The organism is Pseudonocardia sp. P-1 (assembly GCF_058111925.1).
Map to the genome: position 1 here is coordinate 4374892 of NZ_CM176614.1, position 15445 is coordinate 4390336.

Sequence of the window (15445 nt, forward strand, 5' to 3'; positions counted from 1 at the left end):
GAATCATGGCTGAGGTTCTGGTCCTCGTCGACCACGTCGACGGCGACATCAAGAAGACCACCTACGAGCTGCTGACCGCCGCCCGCGCGCTGGGCGAGCCGTCGGCGGTCGTCGTCGGTCCCGCGGGCACCGCGGACAAGCTGGCCGACGGCCTGACCGAGCACGGCGCCGAGAAGATCTACGTCGCCGAGACCGACTCCACCGACTTCCTCTCCCCGGAGACGACGGTCCTGGAGTCGCTCATCGGGTCGGCGTCCCCGGCCGCGGTGCTGCTCGCGGCCACCGGCAACGGCAAGGAGGTCGCCGGTCGGCTCGCCGTCCGGACGAACTCCGGGCTGCTGTCCGACGTCGTCGGCGTCTCGGCCGACGGTGTGTCGCACTCGATCTTCGGTGGTGCCTACACCGCCGAGGCGAAGTCGAACACCGAGCACCCGGTCATCACCGTGCGTCCGGGCTCGATCGAGATCGAGGCCGCCGCAGGTGCGGGTGCCCGCGAGACCGTCGAGGTCCCGGCCCCGTCCGGGCGTGCCGCGACCGTGACCGGCCGCGAGCCGATCCAGGGCGGGTCCCGTCCGGAGCTGACCGAGGCGACCGTGATCGTCTCCGGTGGGCGCGGCGTGGGCTCGGCCGACGACTTCACCGTCGTCGAGGGACTGGCGGACTCCCTCGGTGCCGCCGTCGGTGCCTCGCGCGCCGCGGTCGACTCCGGCTACTACCCGCCGCAGTTCCAGGTCGGCCAGACCGGCAAGTCGGTCTCGCCGCAGCTCTACATCGCCCTCGGCATCTCCGGCGCGATCCAGCACCGCGCCGGCATGCAGACGTCGAAGACGATCGTCGCGGTGAACAAGGACGAGGAGGCGCCGATCTTCGAGATCGCCGACTTCGGCATCGTCGGCGACCTGTTCAAGGTCGCGCCGCAGCTGCAGGAGGAAGTGGCCAAGCGCAAGGGCTGACCCCTTCCGGTCCTCCACCGCGTCGACGCCCGGGTGCCGCCTGCACCCGGGCGTCGTCGTGTGTGCGGGGCCTGTTCACCCGCTCCTGCCTGCGACGACACCTGTCCGGGTCCGTTCACCCCGACGCCACCGGCGTGTCGGTCCGCAACCGCCCGGGTGTCGCACCCGGCCGGTACCAAGCCGGGTGTGAACCAGGTGATCGTCTCGACCCCGGAGACCGCGGCCCGGCGGTACTCCCTGCTCCTCACGACCGACGACGGCGACGTCGCCGCGGCGCAGGCGCTGCGGCACCGGGTGTTCGCGGGTGAGCTGGGCGCCCGGCTCGACAGCCCCGTCCCCGGCCGCGACGTCGACCGCTTCGACGCCCACTGCGACCACCTCGTGGTCCGCGAGGACGCCACCGGCGAGATCGTCGGCACCTACCGGATGCTCCCGCCGCAGCGGGCGCGCGCCGCGGGCGGCCTCTACGCCGACGGCGAGTTCGACCTCACCAACCTCGACCCGCTGCGCCCCGGCATCGTCGAGACCGGGCGCTCCTGCGTGCACCCCGACCACCGCGGCGGCGCCGTCGTCGGGCTGGTGTGGGCCGGGCTCGCCCGCTACATGCTGCTCACCGGGCACCGCTGGCTGATCGGCTGCGCCAGCGTCTCCCTCGCCGACGGCGGCACCCGGGCCGCCGCGGTCTGGGACCGGGTCCGCGCGAAGCACCTCGCGCCCGAGGAGTACCGCACCGTCCCGCACCGCCCCTGGGACCCGACCGGCGCCCCCGCGGGCCGGGGCGGCGGCATCCCGCCGCTGCTGCGCGGCTACCTGCGCCTGAACACCTGGGTGTGCGGGCCGCCCGCGCACGACCCGGACTTCGGTGTCGCGGACTTCCCGGTGCTGCTGGGGATGGACCACATCGACCAGCGCTACCTGCGCTTCTTCCTGGGCGAGGACGCCGCCGGGGTGACGGGCGCATGACCGTCGCCGCCGGGCCGGAGGGCGACGCCGGCGCGCCCCTCCGCCCGCGCCGCCGGTTCCGGCCGCGCGGCCGTGCCTCCACCGTCCCCGCCCCGTCCGCCGGGGCCGCGGTGCTGTCGTCCGCTCCGCCAGGAGCCCCGCCGGCCCCGGTCGTCCCGGCTGTCGTGGGGGACCCCCGTGGCGCCGTGCACCACCCGGCCCGCGCCGCCCTGCGGACCCCGGTGCACCCGCTCGTCGACCACCCCACGCACCCGCCGGCACCGCCCGCGTCGCGGCGTCCCGGCGGGCCGTGGGCGGCCTGGTCGCCGTGCACCCCGCAGGAGTGCCTGCCCCCGCGCGCGACGACCGGCACGCTGCGCCTGGCCCGCCGTACCGCGGCGCTGGTCTCGGTGCTGGCGGTGGCCGTGACCGTCGTCCCGGCCGCCGCGCTGCTCGGCGCCCGGGCACTGGACCCGGTCCTGCGGGCGCTGCACCGCGCGGTGCTCCGCGCCGCCGGGGTCCGGCTCGTCGTGCGCGGCGGGCCGCTCGCGCCCGCGGACGGGCGGGGCGCGCTGGTCGTGGCCGACCACACGTCGTGGATCGACATCCCGGCGCTCGGTGCGATCGGCCCGGTCACCATGCTCGCCAAGCGGGAGGTCCGGGACTGGCCGCTGATCGGCGCGCTCGCGGCCCGCATCGGGACCCTGTTCGTGCACCGCGAGGGCCTGTCCCGACTCCCCGGCACCGTCGCGACCTGCGCCGACGCGCTGCGGGACGGCACGCTGGTCGGTGTCTTCCCCGAGGCGACGACGTGGTGCGGCGCGATCTCCGGGGACTATCGACGGGCCCCGTTCCAGGCCGCGATCGACGCGGGTGCCCCGGTCCGGCCGGTCACCGTCGCGATCACCACCCCGGACGGCCGGCCGACGACGGCCGCCGCGTTCGTCGGCGAACAGACCCTCGGCGACACCGTCGGCCGGGTGCTGCGGCTGCCCGGCCTGGTCTGCGAGGTCACCGTGGGCGAGCTCGTCGAGCCGGGCCCGCACACCGACCGGCGCGCGCTGGCCGCCCGCGCCCGCGACCGGGTCCGTCACCCGCCACCGGTCACGACCGCCACGGCCGTGTGAGACGGACGGTCGTCCACGACGGGTTCGGCACGCACCGCTGTCACGACGGGGTCTACCCTGGAGGCCGATGACGTACCTGGACCACGCGGCGACCACACCGATGCTGCCGGCTGCCGTCGCCGCCATGAGCGACGCGCTCGGCCGCACCGGCAACGCGTCGTCGCTGCACTCGTCGGGCCGCCGCGCCCGGCGCGCGGTCGAGGAGGGGCGCGAGCGGATCGCCGAGGCGGTCGGCGCGCGCCCGTCCGAGGTCGTGTTCACGACCGGCGGCACCGAGAGCGACAACCTCGCGGTCAAGGGCCTGTTCTGGGCCCGCCGGGCCGCGGACCCGCGCCGCACCCGGGTGCTGGTCTCGGCCGTCGAGCACCACGCGGTCGTCGACGCGGCGGAGTGGCTGGCCACCCACGAGGGCGCCCGGCTGCGGATGCTCGAGGTCGACGCGACCGGCCGCGTCCACCCGGAGACGCTGCGCGCCGCGCTCGCCGAGGACCCGGACGGGAACGCCCTGGTCTCGGTCATGTGGGCCAACAACGAGGTCGGCACCGTCAACCCGGTGCGCGAGCTCGCCGCCGTCGCCCACGAGTTCGGGGTGCCGTTCCACACCGACGCCGTGCAGGCCGTCGGCGTCCTCGACGTCGACTTCGCCGCGAGCGGCGCCGACGCCCTCACCCTCACCGGGCACAAGCTCGGCGGCCCCTACGGCGCGGGCGCGCTGCTGCTCGGCCGCGAGGTCACCTGCACCCCGCTGCTGCACGGCGGCGGCCAGGAGCGCGACGTCCGCTCCGGCACCCTGGACGTGCCGTCGCTGGCCGGGCTGGCGACGGCCGTCGTCGAGTCGGTGGCCGCCGCGCCGCGCCGCCGCGTGCACCTGGCCGGGCTGCGCGACGAGCTGGTCCGCGTCGTGCGCACCGAGGTGCCCGACGCGGTCCTGAACGGCGACACCACCGACTCCCGGGTCGACGGCGGTCCCGGCAGGCTGCCCGGCAACGCGCACCTGTCGTTCCCCGGCTGCGAGGGCGACAGCCTGCTCATGCTGCTCGACGCCCACGGCATCGACTGCTCGACCGGGTCGGCCTGCACCGCGGGCGTCGCCCAGCCCAGCCACGTGCTGCTGGCGATGGGCGCCGACGAGTGCACCGCCCGCGGGTCGCTGCGCTTCTCCCTGGGGCACACCAGCACCTCCGCCGACGTGGCGGCGGTCGCCGGGGCCATCGGGTCGGTCGTGGAGCGCGCCCGCAACGCGAGCCGTCGCACCCCCGCCTCGGTCACGGGCTGAGCCGTGCGGGTCCTCGCTGCGATGAGCGGCGGCGTCGACTCCGCGGTGGCCGCCGCGCGGGCGGTCGCCGCCGGACACGACGTCGTCGGGGTGCACCTCGCGTTGTCGCGCACCCGGGAGGCCATGCGCTCCGGGTCACGGGGCTGCTGTTCCAAGGAGGACGCGGGCGACGCCGCCCGCGCCGCGGACGTCCTCGGCATCCCGTACTACGTCTGGGACCTGTCCGAGGAGTTCACCCGCGACGTCGTGGACGACTTCGTCGCCGCCTACGCCGCCGGGGAGACCCCGAACCCCTGCCTGCGCTGCAACGAGAAGATCAAGTTCGCGGCCGTGCTGGACCGGGCGCTCGCCCTCGGCTTCGACGCCGTCTGCACCGGCCACTACGCGCGGCTGGACCCGGCCGGGCCGGTACTGCGCCGCTCGGCCGACGCGGGCAAGGACCAGTCCTACGTCCTGGCGGTGCTGCGCGCCGACCAGCTGCGGCACGCGATGTTCCCGGTCGGCGACACCTCCAAGCCGGAGATCCGGGCCGAGGCCGCCCGGCTCGGGCTGCGCGTCGCCGGGAAGCCCGACAGCCACGACATCTGCTTCATCCCCACCGGCGACACCCGCGGCTTCCTGGCCGACCGCCTGGGCACCACTCCCGGCGCGCTGGTCGACGCCGCCTCCGGCGAGACCCTCGGCACCCACGACGGCGTGCACGGCTTCACCGTCGGGCAGCGCAAGGGCCTCGGGATCGACCGGCCGGCCGCCGACGGCCGCCCCCGCTACGTGCTCGGCATCGAGCCGGTCAGCGGCACCGTGCGGGTCGGGCCGGAGGCCGCGCTCGACGTCACCGCGATCACCGCGCGCACCCCCGTGTGGACCTCGGGCGCGGCGCCGGACGCACCGTTCGGCTGCGTCGTGCAGGTCCGCGCGCACGGCGGCACCGCACCCGCCACCGTCACCCCGCTCGACTCCGCCGTGCAGGTGGAGCTGTCCGAACCGCTGCGCGGTGTCGCCCCGGGGCAGGCCGTCGCCTTCTACCGCCCCGACGACGACGGCGACGTCGTCCTGGGGTCGGCGACGATCACCGGGACGGCCTGACCGAGGTCACCCGGCGGCGCCTGACCGGCCCCGGGCCCGTCCGGTCGCGGCCTTCCCGACCCGCCTCCGCCTGATCGCGTCAGCCCGGGCCGGGACCGCGTGCACGGGGACCGGGCCCGGCCGGCCGCGGCCGCCTGCCCCGGAGCACGCCGCGCCCGCCGGCGCCGCGAGTGGCCTGGTCCGGCATCGCCTCTGCGCCGAGATGCACCCCAGCGGGCTGCGCGGAGCCGTTCGAGCCCGCTGACCTGCATCTCGGCGCAACCTGCCCGCCGCGCCGACCCGACGAGAGCACTGCTCTTGCTTTCGTGCGACGGATAGTGAACACTGCTCTCATGACGAATCAGCGCTCTCAGTCCCACTACCTCGCCCCCGGCCGCATCACCCGCCGGGTGATGAACCCCCTGGTCGCCGGGCTGACCCGGCTCGGCCTCCCGCTCGCCGGCTCCGCGGTGCTCGGCGTCCGCGGCCGCCGCTCCGGCGAGGTCCGAACCACGCCGGTCAACCCGCTGCGCCACGACGGCGCCCGCTACCTCGTCGCCGCGCGCGGTGAGACCCAGTGGGTGCGCAACCTGCGCGTCGCGGGGGAGGCGGAGCTGACCGTCGGCCGTCGCACCGAGCGGGTGGCCGCGACCGAGCTGACCGAGCCGGCCGCCGTCGTCCCGGTGCTGCGGGAGTACCTGCGTCGCTGGGCCTGGGAGGTCGGGGCGTTCTTCGACGGTGTCGACGCCGCCTCGTCCGACGCCGAGCTCGCCGCCGTCGCCCACCGCCACCCGATCTTCGTCCTGGCCGCATGATCCTTCTCCGCGGAGCCGGGAGCGCCCCCTCGGTCGCCGTGGGCTCCGGGAGGAGGGATCACCGGAGCGACGGACGACGTGATCGGTGAGAGGCTGTCGCGATGAGCGAGCGTGACTACCGGGCACCCGGCCTGCTGGTGCGCCGCGTCCTCAACCCGCTGGTCGGAGCCCTGGCCCAGCGCGGCATCAACCCGGGTGACACCGCCGTGCTCGCCGTCCGCGGCCGGCGCAGCGGCAGGATCCGCACCGTCCCGCTGACCCCGGTCCTGCTCGACGGGACCCGTCACCTCATCTCGCCGCGCGGTGAGACCGACTGGGTCCTCAACCTGCGCGCGGCCGGCGGGAGCGCCGAACTGCGCGGTCGTGGGGGAGCGGAGCCGGTGTCGGCCGTCGAGCTCGACGCCGCGGCGGCCGTCCCCGTGCTGCGCGCCTACGTGCGCGGACTCGGCCGGGCCGCCGGGATGCTGTTCGACGACGTCGGTCCCGCCTCCACCGACGCCGCGCTCGCCGTCGCGGCTCGGCGGCACCCTGTCTTCGCGCTGCACCGACCGCCTGAGCTCTGACCTCGCGGGCCGACAGCCCTGTGCCGGCCCCTGCGGACCGACCGCCCGCAGCGCCGGCCCCGTGCCGCCCGTGCGGTGTCCATCCTGTGGTCCCCTTCCGGCGCCGCCCCGGTGGTGATCGCCGGAAGTGGAGCGTGGAGCGCAGAGCACTGTGTCCTGCACTCCACTCCCGCCGATCATGTCCGCCCATCCTGCGCCGCCCCGCGGGCCCGGGGTCGGCCGCGGCGGTCCGGAGTGACGGGGGAGACTGGGGGGGTGACCGTCCCGGACCCCACCGACCCGCTGGCCGCCGCGCTCGCCGCCGCCGGACTCGGCGACGTGCGTCCCGGTGAGACCCTCCCGCCCCCGCCGCGCATCGAGGTCGTCGACGACGCCCCCGCCGAGCCCGCCGCGCCCCGCGCCCTGTGGCCCGCGGGCGTCGGCACCGGCGTCGGCTCGCTGCCCGGCACCGACGTCCGCGAGGCGTGTGCGCTGGTCACCGGCGAGAACCCGGAGTTCCCGGCGCTGCCCGAGCTGCCCGCCCGCGGTGTCGGCGCGGACATGGTCGGCCGCACGGCCGGGCTGTTGGTGGACCTGGCCGTCGAGGTCGTGCCGACCGGCTGGCGGGTCACCGCCCGCTCCGGGCGCGACCTGCGCCGCGCCCGCGACCTGATGTCCGGTGACCTGGACGCCTTCGACGACGCCTGCGACCGCATCCGCCCGTCCTGGGTGAAGGTCCAGGTCGCCGGCCCGTGGACGCTCGCCGCCTCGGTCGAGCTCGCCGCCGGGCACCGGGTGCTCACCGACGGCGGCGCCGTCCGGGAGTTCGCCGCCAGCCTGACCGAGGGGCTGCGCGCCCACGTCGCCGAGGTGGCGCAGCGGACCGGGGCGACGGTCGTCGTCCAGCTCGACGAGCCCGGCCTGCCCGCCGTGCTCGCCGGGTCGTTGCCGACCGCGTCCGGCTACGGCACCGTCCGCTCGATCGCCGCGCCGGACGCCCAGGACCTGCTCCGGGACCTGATCGCCGGCATCGACGCCCCGGTCGTCGTGCACTGCTGCGCGGACCGCCCGCCGATCCGGCTGCTCGCCGGGACCGGTGCGGCCGCGGTCGGGATCGACGCGACCCGGCCTGCGTTCGCCGGGGCCACCGCCGAGCCGCGCGCGCTCGACGCGATCGGCGAGACCTGGGACAGCGGCATCCCGCTGTTCCTCGGGCTGCTCCCCGGCACCGCGCCGGCCCGCGAACCGGCGGTCGGCGACCTCGCCCGCATCGGCTACGACCTCGCCGACCGGCTCGGCTTCGACCGGCCGCGGCTGGCCCGGCTCGCCGTCCCGACGCCCGCCTGCGGGCTCGCCGGGGCGACCCCGGCCTGGGCGCACCGTGCGCTCGCCCTGTCCCGGGAGCTGGGGAAGGCCTTCGCCGACCCCGACGAGGTACCGCCCGCCGACGAGCGGTGACCTCCACGCGCTCTGCCCCCCAGGGATGCAGCGACCCCCGGAGCTGATCCGCTCGTCGCGCGGTGATCCGCTCCGCGCGCGTGTCCGGACGCGCGCGCCGGGCGGATCACCGCGCGGCGGAGGGACCACTGCGCGGCGGGGAGTGACCCGTCGGCGCAGCGTGGCGCCGGGCCGGTCGCCGCTCAGTTCAGCTTGCGGGTGCCCTCGGGCAGGCCACCACCGGCGTAGACGTCGGTGGCGAGGTCCTCCAGCGCGGTCAGCGCCACGTTCTGGCTCCACGGGCCGTAGGACACGCGGGCGACGCCCAGCTCCTGCGCGCGCTTCAACGGGATCGACCCGGGGATGCCGATCAGGTTGACCCGGCGCTCACCGAGCGCCTCGACCAGGCGTCCGACCTGGGTCTCGTCGAGCTTGCCCGGCACGAAGAAGTTCGACGCGCCGGCGTCGAGATAGGCCTTCCCGCGCTCGATCGCGTCCGCCAGTACGGCCTCGGGGTCCTTGTCGCCGGCCTTGAGGAACGCGTCGGTGCGGGCGTTCAGCGCGAAGTCCACGCCCGCCGACTCCGCCGCGGCCACGGCCGCCTCGACCGCCTTCACGGCGTCGGCGAGCGGCTTGACCTGGTCCTCCAGGTTCGCCCCGACGATGCCGACGTCGATCGCGCGGGCCACGGTGCCGCCCGGGTCGCCGTAGCCGGCCTCCAGGTCCGCGGTGACCGGCAGGTCGCCCGCGACCTTCGCGATCAGCCCGACCTCGGCGATCATCAGGTCACGCGGGATGTTCTCGCCGTCCTCGTAGCCGCGGGAGGCGGCGATGCCGTGGCTGGCGGTGGCCAGGGCCTTCGTGCCCGGCGTCTCGGCGACGACCTTCGCGGTGATCGCGTCCCAGACGTTGACGACGAGCAGCAGCTCGGACGCGGCGTGCAGTTCCTGCAGCTTCGTGGCCTTCTCGGCGGTGGAGGTCATGCGGTCACCGTAGGGCGGTTCCGGGATCGCCGCCGCGTACCCAGAACTGAGGAACTGTCGTGTCCCTGACAGCGGTAGGGCCGTCCGACCCCGATTCTGGTGCCGTGCTCCGAGACCGGTCCGACACCCGACACCCGACCGCCCCGCGGGGTGGCCTCGGGTCGTCCGCGCTCGTGCTGGGAGCGCTGGGCTCGGTGTTCGTCGCCGTCGCGATCGCGCTGTCCGCGGTGTCGCCGCTGACCGTCGCCGGTCTCGCCCTCGCCTCCGCCGGGGTGGTCCTGACCATCGGCGGTCTGGTGCTCGGCACCCTGGGCGCGGTCCGCGCCTGCCCGGGCCGGTCCCGCACCGCGATCTCCGCCGCGGGACTGTCGATCGCCGGGCTGGCCGGCGGGCTGATCTGGCTGGCCGCCTTCGTGATCCTCGCCGTCACCGGACCGGGACCCGCCCCGCTCGACGGCACCGACACCACGCCGGCCTGTGCGCCGGACGTCTGCCACATCGATTGACATGCGGGCCGACCGCCCGGCCCGATCACCGCGGGGCCAGCGCGGCACGGTCGGCAGGGCGCGTCGCCCGGCGGAGGTGAGGGCCTCGATGCGCGAGCACGGCGCCGAGCTCGCCCTCGCGCCGTCGTCGGCGGCCGGCGACGTCGTGACGGGCAGCTCGTGCCGGTGTCGGGGGATGGGCGACCTGATCACGGGGTAACCGGTGGTGTGCCACCGATTCCCTGCACCGACGCCGTCGCACGGCGGCAGCCCGACGTGCACGAGCCGGGCGCCTCCGGCGGGCTTGCGACCACTGTCACCGTCGCGACGCCGACGTTCCTGCCGCAGCACACCCACGCGCCGTGGCACCGGGTCCCCGCCGACGACCCGATCGCGTTCCGGCCGTGGCACGGGCTCGCCGCACACCGCCCGACGGGACCGGTGAACGGGCTCCGCCGCCGCGCCTGCCAGGAGCTCGGCGCGCAGCGCGGCGACCTGAACGCGGTCGCGGTGACCGGGATGCGGTCCGCCTCGGAACTGCCCGACTGATGGCCGCCGTGTTCGTCGTCGGCGCGGGGCCGGGCATCGGCCGCTCCGTCGCCCGCCGCTTCGCCTCCACCGGGCATCCGGTCGGCGTTCTCGCCCGCTCGTCGTCCACCGTGGACGGCCTGCTCGACGACCTGCCCGACGGCGCGGCCGGTGTCACCGCCGACGTCGCCGTCGAGGCCGCACTGCGCGCCGCGCTCGACGAGCTGGTCGCGCGGCTCGGGGTGCCCGAGGTCGTCGTCTACAACGCCGGGGTGATCCGCTCCGACACCGTCACCGGGCTCGACGCGGCCACGCTGCTCGACACCTGGGCGGTCAACGTCGGCGGCGCGGTCACCACCGCCCCGGCGCTGCTGCCGGCGATGGCCGACGGGGACGGCGGCAGCTACCTGATGACGGCCGGCATGCCGCACCCGCTGCCGCAGCTGACGAGCCTGTCGCTGGGCGCGGCCGGGCTGCGCGCGCTGGCCGAGCTGCTCGACGCCGAGTTCGGGCCGCGGGGGGTGCGGTCGGCGACCGTGACCGTGTGCGGGCCGGTCGCGCCGGGAACCGCCTACGACCCGGACGACATCGCCGAGCACTACGCCCGGCTGCACCGGCTGCCCGCCGGGGCGTGGCCGGTGCACGTACGCCACGGCGACCCCGCCGACGCGGCGGGCTGACCCCAGCCCTGTGGCTCCGGCTCTGTCGTGCCCCGCCCGCCGTACCCCGCCGCGTCGGGTGGCGGGCGCGCCGCGTCGGTTCGGGAGCCGGTGCGGCGCGGCCCGCAGAACGGTCGTGCCCGATTGATCATCGGGTGGAACGGGAACCCGGGACATGCCCGTCCCGCCATGCGATCCGGAGGTCGTCCCGTGCCCGAGTTCCCCGCCATCCACCACCTCGCCCTGTCGGTCACCGACCTGAAGGTCAGCGAGCCCTGGTACTCGAAGCTGATCGGCTCCGAGCCGGCGATGACGTTGTCCGACGGGCCGTTCCACCGCCGCGTGTTCGCGCTGCCCTCGGGCCAGCTGCTGGGCCTGACCCGGCACGACTCCGTCGACGCCGGTGACGCGTTCGCCCCGGAGCGGCCGGGCATGGACCACGTCGGGTTCGGCGTCGCGGACCGGGCGGAGATCGAGCAGTGGCGCGACCACCTGGATTCGGTCGGGATCGCCCATGACGGGATCGTCGAGGCCGACTACGGCCTGGCCCTGTCGTTCAAGGATCCCGACGGCAACGCGCTGGAGTTCTTCCACCTCGCCTCGTGACCCCGCTACGACGCCCGGCCACCGGGCCCGTGGGCGGGCGCGGGGTCCTCGGTGGAGCGGATGTGCCCGAACGGTGCTTGACCTGGAGCGGAGTTCAGCTCCGAGCATGGGCCCATGACCACCGGACCGGCCCGCTGGGCCTACCTGTTCGAGCACCCCGGCGCCGACCCCGCGCGTGACCGCCTCGTGCTCGAGTCCGGTGGGCAGCGCTCGATGGTCGTCGCCGTCGCGTCGACCGCGGACGCGCCCGCCGTCGCCGCCGACCTGGTCCGCGACGAGCGGGTCACCCTGGTCGAGCTGTGCGGCGGCTTCGGCAGCGGCGACGTCGCCGCTGTCGCCGCGGCCGTCGGGGACCGCGCCGCCGTCGGGCACGTCGTGTTCGGCGCCGACCAAATCCCGGCCGCCGCGGCGTACGCGACCGCGGCCGCTGCGGCGGCCGTCGCGTCGACCGGTGCCGCGCCCGCGGGGTGAGGGGCCGGAGCGCGGGCCGAGCGGGTCGGCGCACTTCCAGCAGGGTCGGCGCGCGGCAGCAGCCCCACCGTCGCCGACCACGTCGACAACGAGCGGCGGATCCTCGGCCCGCTCGGCCCGGACGACCGCGCCCTCCTCGACGGACTGCTACGACGCCTGCTCGCCGGTGTCGAGGACCCCTGACCGCTCGCCGGGCTCGGCGCTCGCCCGCGCCAGCGCGACCGTCGCCACCACGAGCACGACCACCAGGACCGCGACGAGCAGCCACCCCGCCCCGCCGGTGGCCAGCCGCTCGTCGAGCACGGTCACCCCGACGACCGCCGCGACCACCGGTTCCCCGACGACCACCGCCGGCAGCGAGGCCCCGAGCGCGCCGGCCTGGAACGCGGTCTGCTGCAGCAGCGTGCCCCCAACGACGGCGACCGCGAGCGCCCAGGTCTCCCACGACGTCAGCAGTGCGACGAGCCCGTCGGACAGCGTGTCGACCACACCGAGGGTGAGCGCGGCGACGACGCCGTAGGCGATCCCGGTCGCCGCGGCGAGCAGCAGCGCCCGGGCGGTGCCGGTCGCGCTCCGGGCCGCGACGAGGCACGCGGCGAACAGCACGAGCAGCACCGATCCGGTCGGCGCCCAGGCCGCGAGGCCCGCCCGGTCGACCCCGGCGGTCGGCTCGCCGACGGTCACGAACAGCACCAGCGCCACCACCAGGACCGCGGCCCAGACCAGCTCGCGGCGCGACGGGCGCCGCCCGGCCCACCACGCGGCCAGCGGCAGCGCGAACACCAGCTGGGTCACGATGAGCGGCTGCACCAGCAGCAGCGACCCGAACCCGAGCGCGACGGCCTGCATCGCGAACGCGGCGGTGTCGCCGAGCGACCCGGCCAGCCAGCGCGGGTCGCGGACCAGCCGGGCGAGCATCGCCGTGCCGCGGTCGTGCGGGTCCGCCGACGCCGAGGTCTGCTGGGCGACGGCGGCGAGCGCGAAGAGCAGCGCCGACAGCAGCGCGGCGCCGACCGCGGCGACGGTGCTCAGCGGATCAGGAGATCGACGATCCGGCGGGCATGGCCTCGAACCGCATGTCCGGGAACTTGCGCTGGATGATGTCCATCCGCCACTTGTTGGTGAACAGCGCGAGGTGCTCGCCGTCGGCGTCGCGGCGCAGGACCTCGCACTCGGACTGCCCGGCCAGCTTCTCGACCGCCTCGGCGTCGACCAGGCGCGCGATCTGGTACGGCAGCCGGTCCAGGGTGACCGGGGCGTTGAACTCGGTCTCCAGTCGCGTGGTGACGACGTCGAACTGCAGCGGCCCGACCGCGGCGAGCACCGGCGCCTGGTCGCCGCGCAGGTCCGAGCGCAGGATCTGGATGACCGCCTCGTTGCCGAGCTGCTCGATACCCTTGCGGAACTGCTTGTACTTGCCCGCGTCCTTCGCGCGGATCACCGCGAAGTGCTCAGGGGCGAACGCCGGGATCGACGGGAACTCGACCGGGTCGGCGGCGTAGAGGGTGTCGCCGGGGCGCAGCGCGGTGGCGTTGACCAGGCCGACGATGTCGCCGGGGAACGCCTCCTCGACGGTCTTGCGCTCGGCGCCGAACACCGACTGGGCGTACTTGGTGGCGAACGGCTTGCCGGTCGCGGCGTGGGTGAGCACCATGCCGCGCTCGAACCGGCCCGAGCAGATCCGCAGGAACGCCATCCGGTCGCGGTGCGCCTTGTCCATGCCGGCCTGCACCTTGAAGATCAGTCCGGAGGTGGGCGCCTCGAGCGGGCGGTCGTCGCCCTTCACGTCCGGGCGGGGGGCGGGCGGCGGGGCCAGGTCGACCAGGGAGTCGAGCAGCCGGGCGACGCCGATGTTCGACAGCGCCGACCCGAACAGCACCGGGGTCGCCTTGCCGGAGCGGAAGCCCTCCTCGTCGAACCCGGCGCCGATCTCGTCGAGCAGGCCCAGCTCGTCCTGCGCGTTCTGCCAGTACTCCGGCTCCTGCGCGGCGATGGTCTCGGCGTCGACGACCTGCGCGGTGGCCTTGGTGGCGCCGCCGGCGGCCCGGGTGAACGCGGTGTACTCGCCGGTGGTGCGCTCGATGAGGCCCTTGAACTGTCCGGCGATGCCCAGCGGCCAGGTCAGCGGCATCGGGCGCAGGCCGATGGTCTGCTCGACCTCGTCGAGCAGCTCCAGGGCCTCGCGGCCGGGCCGGTCCCACTTGTTGACGAAGGTGACGATCGGGACGCCGCGCGAGCGGCAGACGTCGAACAGCTTGAGGGTCTGCGGCTCGAGGCCCTTCGCGGCGTCGAGCAGCATCACCGCGGCGTCGACGGCGGCGAGCACCCGGTAGGTGTCCTCGGAGAAGTCGCCGTGGCCGGGGGTGTCGAGCAGGTTGATCACGCAGTCGCGGTAGGCGAACTGCAGCACCGCCGAGGACACCGAGATGCCGCGGGCGCGCTCCATCTCCATCCAGTCCGAGGTGACGCCCTTGCGGCCGGACTTGCCGTGCACCGCACCGGCGGAGTCGATGACCTCGGCGTGCAGCGCCAGCGCCTCGGTCAGGGTCGACTTGCCCGCGTCGGGATGGGAGATCACCGCGAACGTGCGCCGGCGGGCGGTCTCGCCGACGACGCGTGCGTCGGTGGCGGATCCGGGCTGCCGGGCGTCGCTCTCGGTGGTGCTCACACCCGCATTCTAGGCGCCGCCACCGACAGCCCCCGACGACGGCGCCCGGCTCAGGTCGACCACGCAGAACACGTTGCCGTCGGGGTCGGCCAGGACGACGAAGTCGGGCTCGGCGGGGTAGCCGTCCCGGTCGGGCAGGGTCGCCCCCAGCGATCCGAGCCGCGCGACCTCGGCCTCCTGCTCGTCGGTGGTGTCGACCAGGAGGTCCAGGTGCAGGCGGGGCCTCGGCTCGGGTGGGGAGGCACTGCGCACCAGGCCGAGTACCCGGTCGCCGCCGGGGCCGGTCAGGGTGCGCCAGGACGGGCTGGCCCACTCCTCGGAGACCTGCAGGTGCAGCGCGGCGGCCCAGAACGCGGCGGCCCGGTCGAGGTCGGCGACGCCGACGACCGGGAACCCCGGCCGCAGCACTGCTCAGGCCCCCGCTTCCAGCAGCGCCCGCATGTCGGGCAGGTCGAAGTGCTCGACGGTCGCCCACGCCGACGGGCTGCCGTGGTGCGGGTCGGCCCCCGCGGCGAGCAGCGCGGTCACCGACGGCGCCGACCGGGCGAACAGCGCGGCGGCGAGCGCGGTCTGGCCGCGGTCGTTGGTGTGGTCCGGCGCCGCGCCGCGGGCCAGCAGGTCGGCGACGACGGCGTCGTGGCCGTAGTAGGCGGCGAGGATCAGCAGGGTGTCGCCCTTGGGGTCGGTCAGGCCGACCGGGACGCCCGCGTCGAGGTAGGCGGCCAGCTGCTCCGCCGCACCCTCACGGGCCAGGTCGAACATCCGGTGCGCGAGTTCCACGGCGGCCTGGTCCACCCCGCCACGGTAGGGGTGCCGCGGCCACCCCGCCGGGCGGCGACCGCGGTACCGGACCCGGGCCGCCACCCGTCCGGGAACCCTCGGCGCCGG

General features: G+C 75.9%; 18 protein-coding genes. 13 read left to right on the top strand and 5 right to left on the bottom strand.

Annotation, left to right across the window (positions count from 1 at the left end; all coding sequences use genetic code 11):
• Nucleotides 1-5 precede the first annotated feature (5 nt).
• The 8 genes from AC0GKK_RS21455 to AC0GKK_RS21490 all read left to right on the top strand — a co-directional run bounded on the left by AC0GKK_RS21455 (nucleotide 6) and on the right by AC0GKK_RS21490 (nucleotide 8178).
• The gene (locus AC0GKK_RS21455; RefSeq protein ID WP_224401611.1) at nucleotides 6-953 is read left to right on the top strand and encodes an electron transfer flavoprotein subunit alpha/FixB family protein; all 948 of its coding nucleotides are present in this window, start codon (nucleotides 6-8) and stop codon (nucleotides 951-953) included.
• Between the two features lie 186 nt (nucleotides 954-1139).
• Nucleotides 1140-1916, top strand: a complete 777-nt coding sequence (locus AC0GKK_RS21460) for a GNAT family N-acetyltransferase (protein ID WP_489882385.1) — start codon at nucleotides 1140-1142, stop codon at nucleotides 1914-1916.
• Nucleotides 1913-3022, top strand: coding sequence for a lysophospholipid acyltransferase family protein (locus AC0GKK_RS21465; RefSeq protein ID WP_489882386.1), 1110 nt, complete (start codon nucleotides 1913-1915; stop codon nucleotides 3020-3022). Before AC0GKK_RS21460 ends, AC0GKK_RS21465 begins: the two co-directional genes overlap by 4 nt.
• A 67-nt stretch (nucleotides 3023-3089) precedes the next feature.
• Entirely contained in the window at nucleotides 3090-4298 is a 1209-nt protein-coding gene (locus tag AC0GKK_RS21470) for a cysteine desulfurase family protein (protein ID WP_251784014.1), read from the top strand.
• A gap of 3 nt (nucleotides 4299-4301) precedes the next feature.
• Complete coding sequence (gene mnmA, locus AC0GKK_RS21475) at nucleotides 4302-5384, top strand: tRNA 2-thiouridine(34) synthase MnmA (RefSeq protein ID WP_489882387.1); 1083 nt, start codon at nucleotides 4302-4304, stop codon at nucleotides 5382-5384.
• Between the two features lie 332 nt (nucleotides 5385-5716).
• Nucleotides 5717-6178: a nitroreductase family deazaflavin-dependent oxidoreductase gene (locus AC0GKK_RS21480; protein WP_489882388.1), complete on the top strand. Its 462-nt coding sequence runs from the start codon at nucleotides 5717-5719 to the stop codon at nucleotides 6176-6178.
• 101 nt (nucleotides 6179-6279) lie between these two features.
• Nucleotides 6280-6741, top strand: coding sequence for a nitroreductase/quinone reductase family protein (locus AC0GKK_RS21485; RefSeq protein ID WP_489882389.1), 462 nt, complete (start codon nucleotides 6280-6282; stop codon nucleotides 6739-6741).
• Between the two features lie 402 nt (nucleotides 6742-7143).
• Nucleotides 7144-8178 carry a uroporphyrinogen decarboxylase/cobalamine-independent methonine synthase family protein gene (locus AC0GKK_RS21490; protein WP_489884046.1) on the top strand — a complete coding sequence of 345 codons (1035 nt, stop codon included), beginning with the start codon at nucleotides 7144-7146 and terminating at the stop codon, nucleotides 8176-8178.
• Nucleotides 8179-8360: 182 nt separating this feature from the next.
• Here AC0GKK_RS21490 and AC0GKK_RS21495 read toward each other — a convergent pair whose 3' ends face one another.
• Entirely contained in the window at nucleotides 8361-9140 is a 780-nt protein-coding gene (locus AC0GKK_RS21495; protein ID WP_489882390.1) for an isocitrate lyase/PEP mutase family protein, read from the bottom strand.
• 104 nt (nucleotides 9141-9244) lie between these two features.
• Here AC0GKK_RS21495 and AC0GKK_RS21500 point away from each other — a divergent pair, with 104 nt between their 5' ends.
• The 5 genes from AC0GKK_RS21500 to AC0GKK_RS21520 all read left to right on the top strand — a co-directional run bounded on the left by AC0GKK_RS21500 (nucleotide 9245) and on the right by AC0GKK_RS21520 (nucleotide 11889).
• Nucleotides 9245-9646, top strand: a complete 402-nt coding sequence (locus tag AC0GKK_RS21500; protein WP_308816766.1) for a hypothetical protein — start codon at nucleotides 9245-9247, stop codon at nucleotides 9644-9646.
• Between the two features lie 207 nt (nucleotides 9647-9853).
• On the top strand, nucleotides 9854-10174 hold the full coding sequence (locus AC0GKK_RS21505; protein WP_489882391.1) for a hypothetical protein: 321 nt from the start codon (nucleotides 9854-9856) through the stop codon (nucleotides 10172-10174).
• Nucleotides 10174-10833, top strand: coding sequence for an SDR family oxidoreductase (locus AC0GKK_RS21510; RefSeq protein WP_489882392.1), 660 nt, complete (start codon nucleotides 10174-10176; stop codon nucleotides 10831-10833). The genes AC0GKK_RS21505 and AC0GKK_RS21510 overlap by 1 nt, the downstream gene beginning before the upstream one ends.
• A gap of 189 nt (nucleotides 10834-11022) precedes the next feature.
• Nucleotides 11023-11418 (top strand): VOC family protein, encoded by a 396-nt coding sequence (locus AC0GKK_RS21515; protein ID WP_489882393.1) that lies wholly within the window; start codon nucleotides 11023-11025, stop codon nucleotides 11416-11418.
• Nucleotides 11419-11532: 114 nt separating this feature from the next.
• On the top strand, nucleotides 11533-11889 hold the full coding sequence (locus tag AC0GKK_RS21520) for a DUF6506 family protein (protein WP_489882394.1): 357 nt from the start codon (nucleotides 11533-11535) through the stop codon (nucleotides 11887-11889).
• A 147-nt stretch (nucleotides 11890-12036) separates the two neighbouring features.
• Here the strand turns inward: AC0GKK_RS21520 and AC0GKK_RS21525 are convergent, their stop codons facing one another.
• The 4 genes from AC0GKK_RS21525 to AC0GKK_RS21540 are packed head-to-tail and all read right to left on the bottom strand — an operon-like array spanning nucleotide 12037 to nucleotide 15352.
• On the bottom strand, nucleotides 12037-12921 hold the full coding sequence (locus tag AC0GKK_RS21525; RefSeq protein ID WP_405421710.1) for a DMT family transporter: 885 nt from the start codon (nucleotides 12919-12921) through the stop codon (nucleotides 12037-12039).
• A 4-nt stretch (nucleotides 12922-12925) separates the two neighbouring features.
• A complete protein-coding gene (locus AC0GKK_RS21530) occupies nucleotides 12926-14557 on the bottom strand; it encodes a peptide chain release factor 3 (protein WP_062397186.1) in 1632 nt (543 codons plus the stop codon).
• A gap of 9 nt (nucleotides 14558-14566) precedes the next feature.
• The gene (locus AC0GKK_RS21535; RefSeq protein WP_489882395.1) at nucleotides 14567-14965 is read right to left on the bottom strand and encodes a VOC family protein; all 399 of its coding nucleotides are present in this window, start codon (nucleotides 14963-14965) and stop codon (nucleotides 14567-14569) included.
• 3 nt (nucleotides 14966-14968) lie between these two features.
• The gene (locus tag AC0GKK_RS21540; RefSeq protein WP_226369678.1) at nucleotides 14969-15352 is read right to left on the bottom strand and encodes an ankyrin repeat domain-containing protein; all 384 of its coding nucleotides are present in this window, start codon (nucleotides 15350-15352) and stop codon (nucleotides 14969-14971) included.
• Nucleotides 15353-15445 lie beyond the last annotated feature (93 nt).

Excerpts from the sequence above, each read along its gene's own strand:
- AC0GKK_RS21455 (WP_224401611.1), top strand. The coding sequence starts at position 6 with ATGGCTGAGGTTCTGGTCCTCGTCGACCACGTCGACGGCGACATCAAG.
- AC0GKK_RS21465 (WP_489882386.1), top strand. The coding sequence starts at position 1,913 with ATGACCGTCGCCGCCGGGCCGGAGGGCGACGCCGGCGCGCCCCTCCGC.
- AC0GKK_RS21470 (WP_251784014.1), top strand. The coding sequence starts at position 3,090 with ATGACGTACCTGGACCACGCGGCGACCACACCGATGCTGCCGGCTGCC.
- AC0GKK_RS21480 (WP_489882388.1), top strand. The coding sequence starts at position 5,717 with ATGACGAATCAGCGCTCTCAGTCCCACTACCTCGCCCCCGGCCGCATC.
- AC0GKK_RS21485 (WP_489882389.1), top strand. The coding sequence starts at position 6,280 with ATGAGCGAGCGTGACTACCGGGCACCCGGCCTGCTGGTGCGCCGCGTC.
- AC0GKK_RS21495 (WP_489882390.1), bottom strand. The coding sequence starts at position 9,140 with ATGACCTCCACCGCCGAGAAGGCCACGAAGCTGCAGGAACTGCACGCC.
- AC0GKK_RS21510 (WP_489882392.1), top strand. The coding sequence starts at position 10,174 with ATGGCCGCCGTGTTCGTCGTCGGCGCGGGGCCGGGCATCGGCCGCTCC.
- AC0GKK_RS21520 (WP_489882394.1), top strand. The coding sequence starts at position 11,533 with ATGACCACCGGACCGGCCCGCTGGGCCTACCTGTTCGAGCACCCCGGC.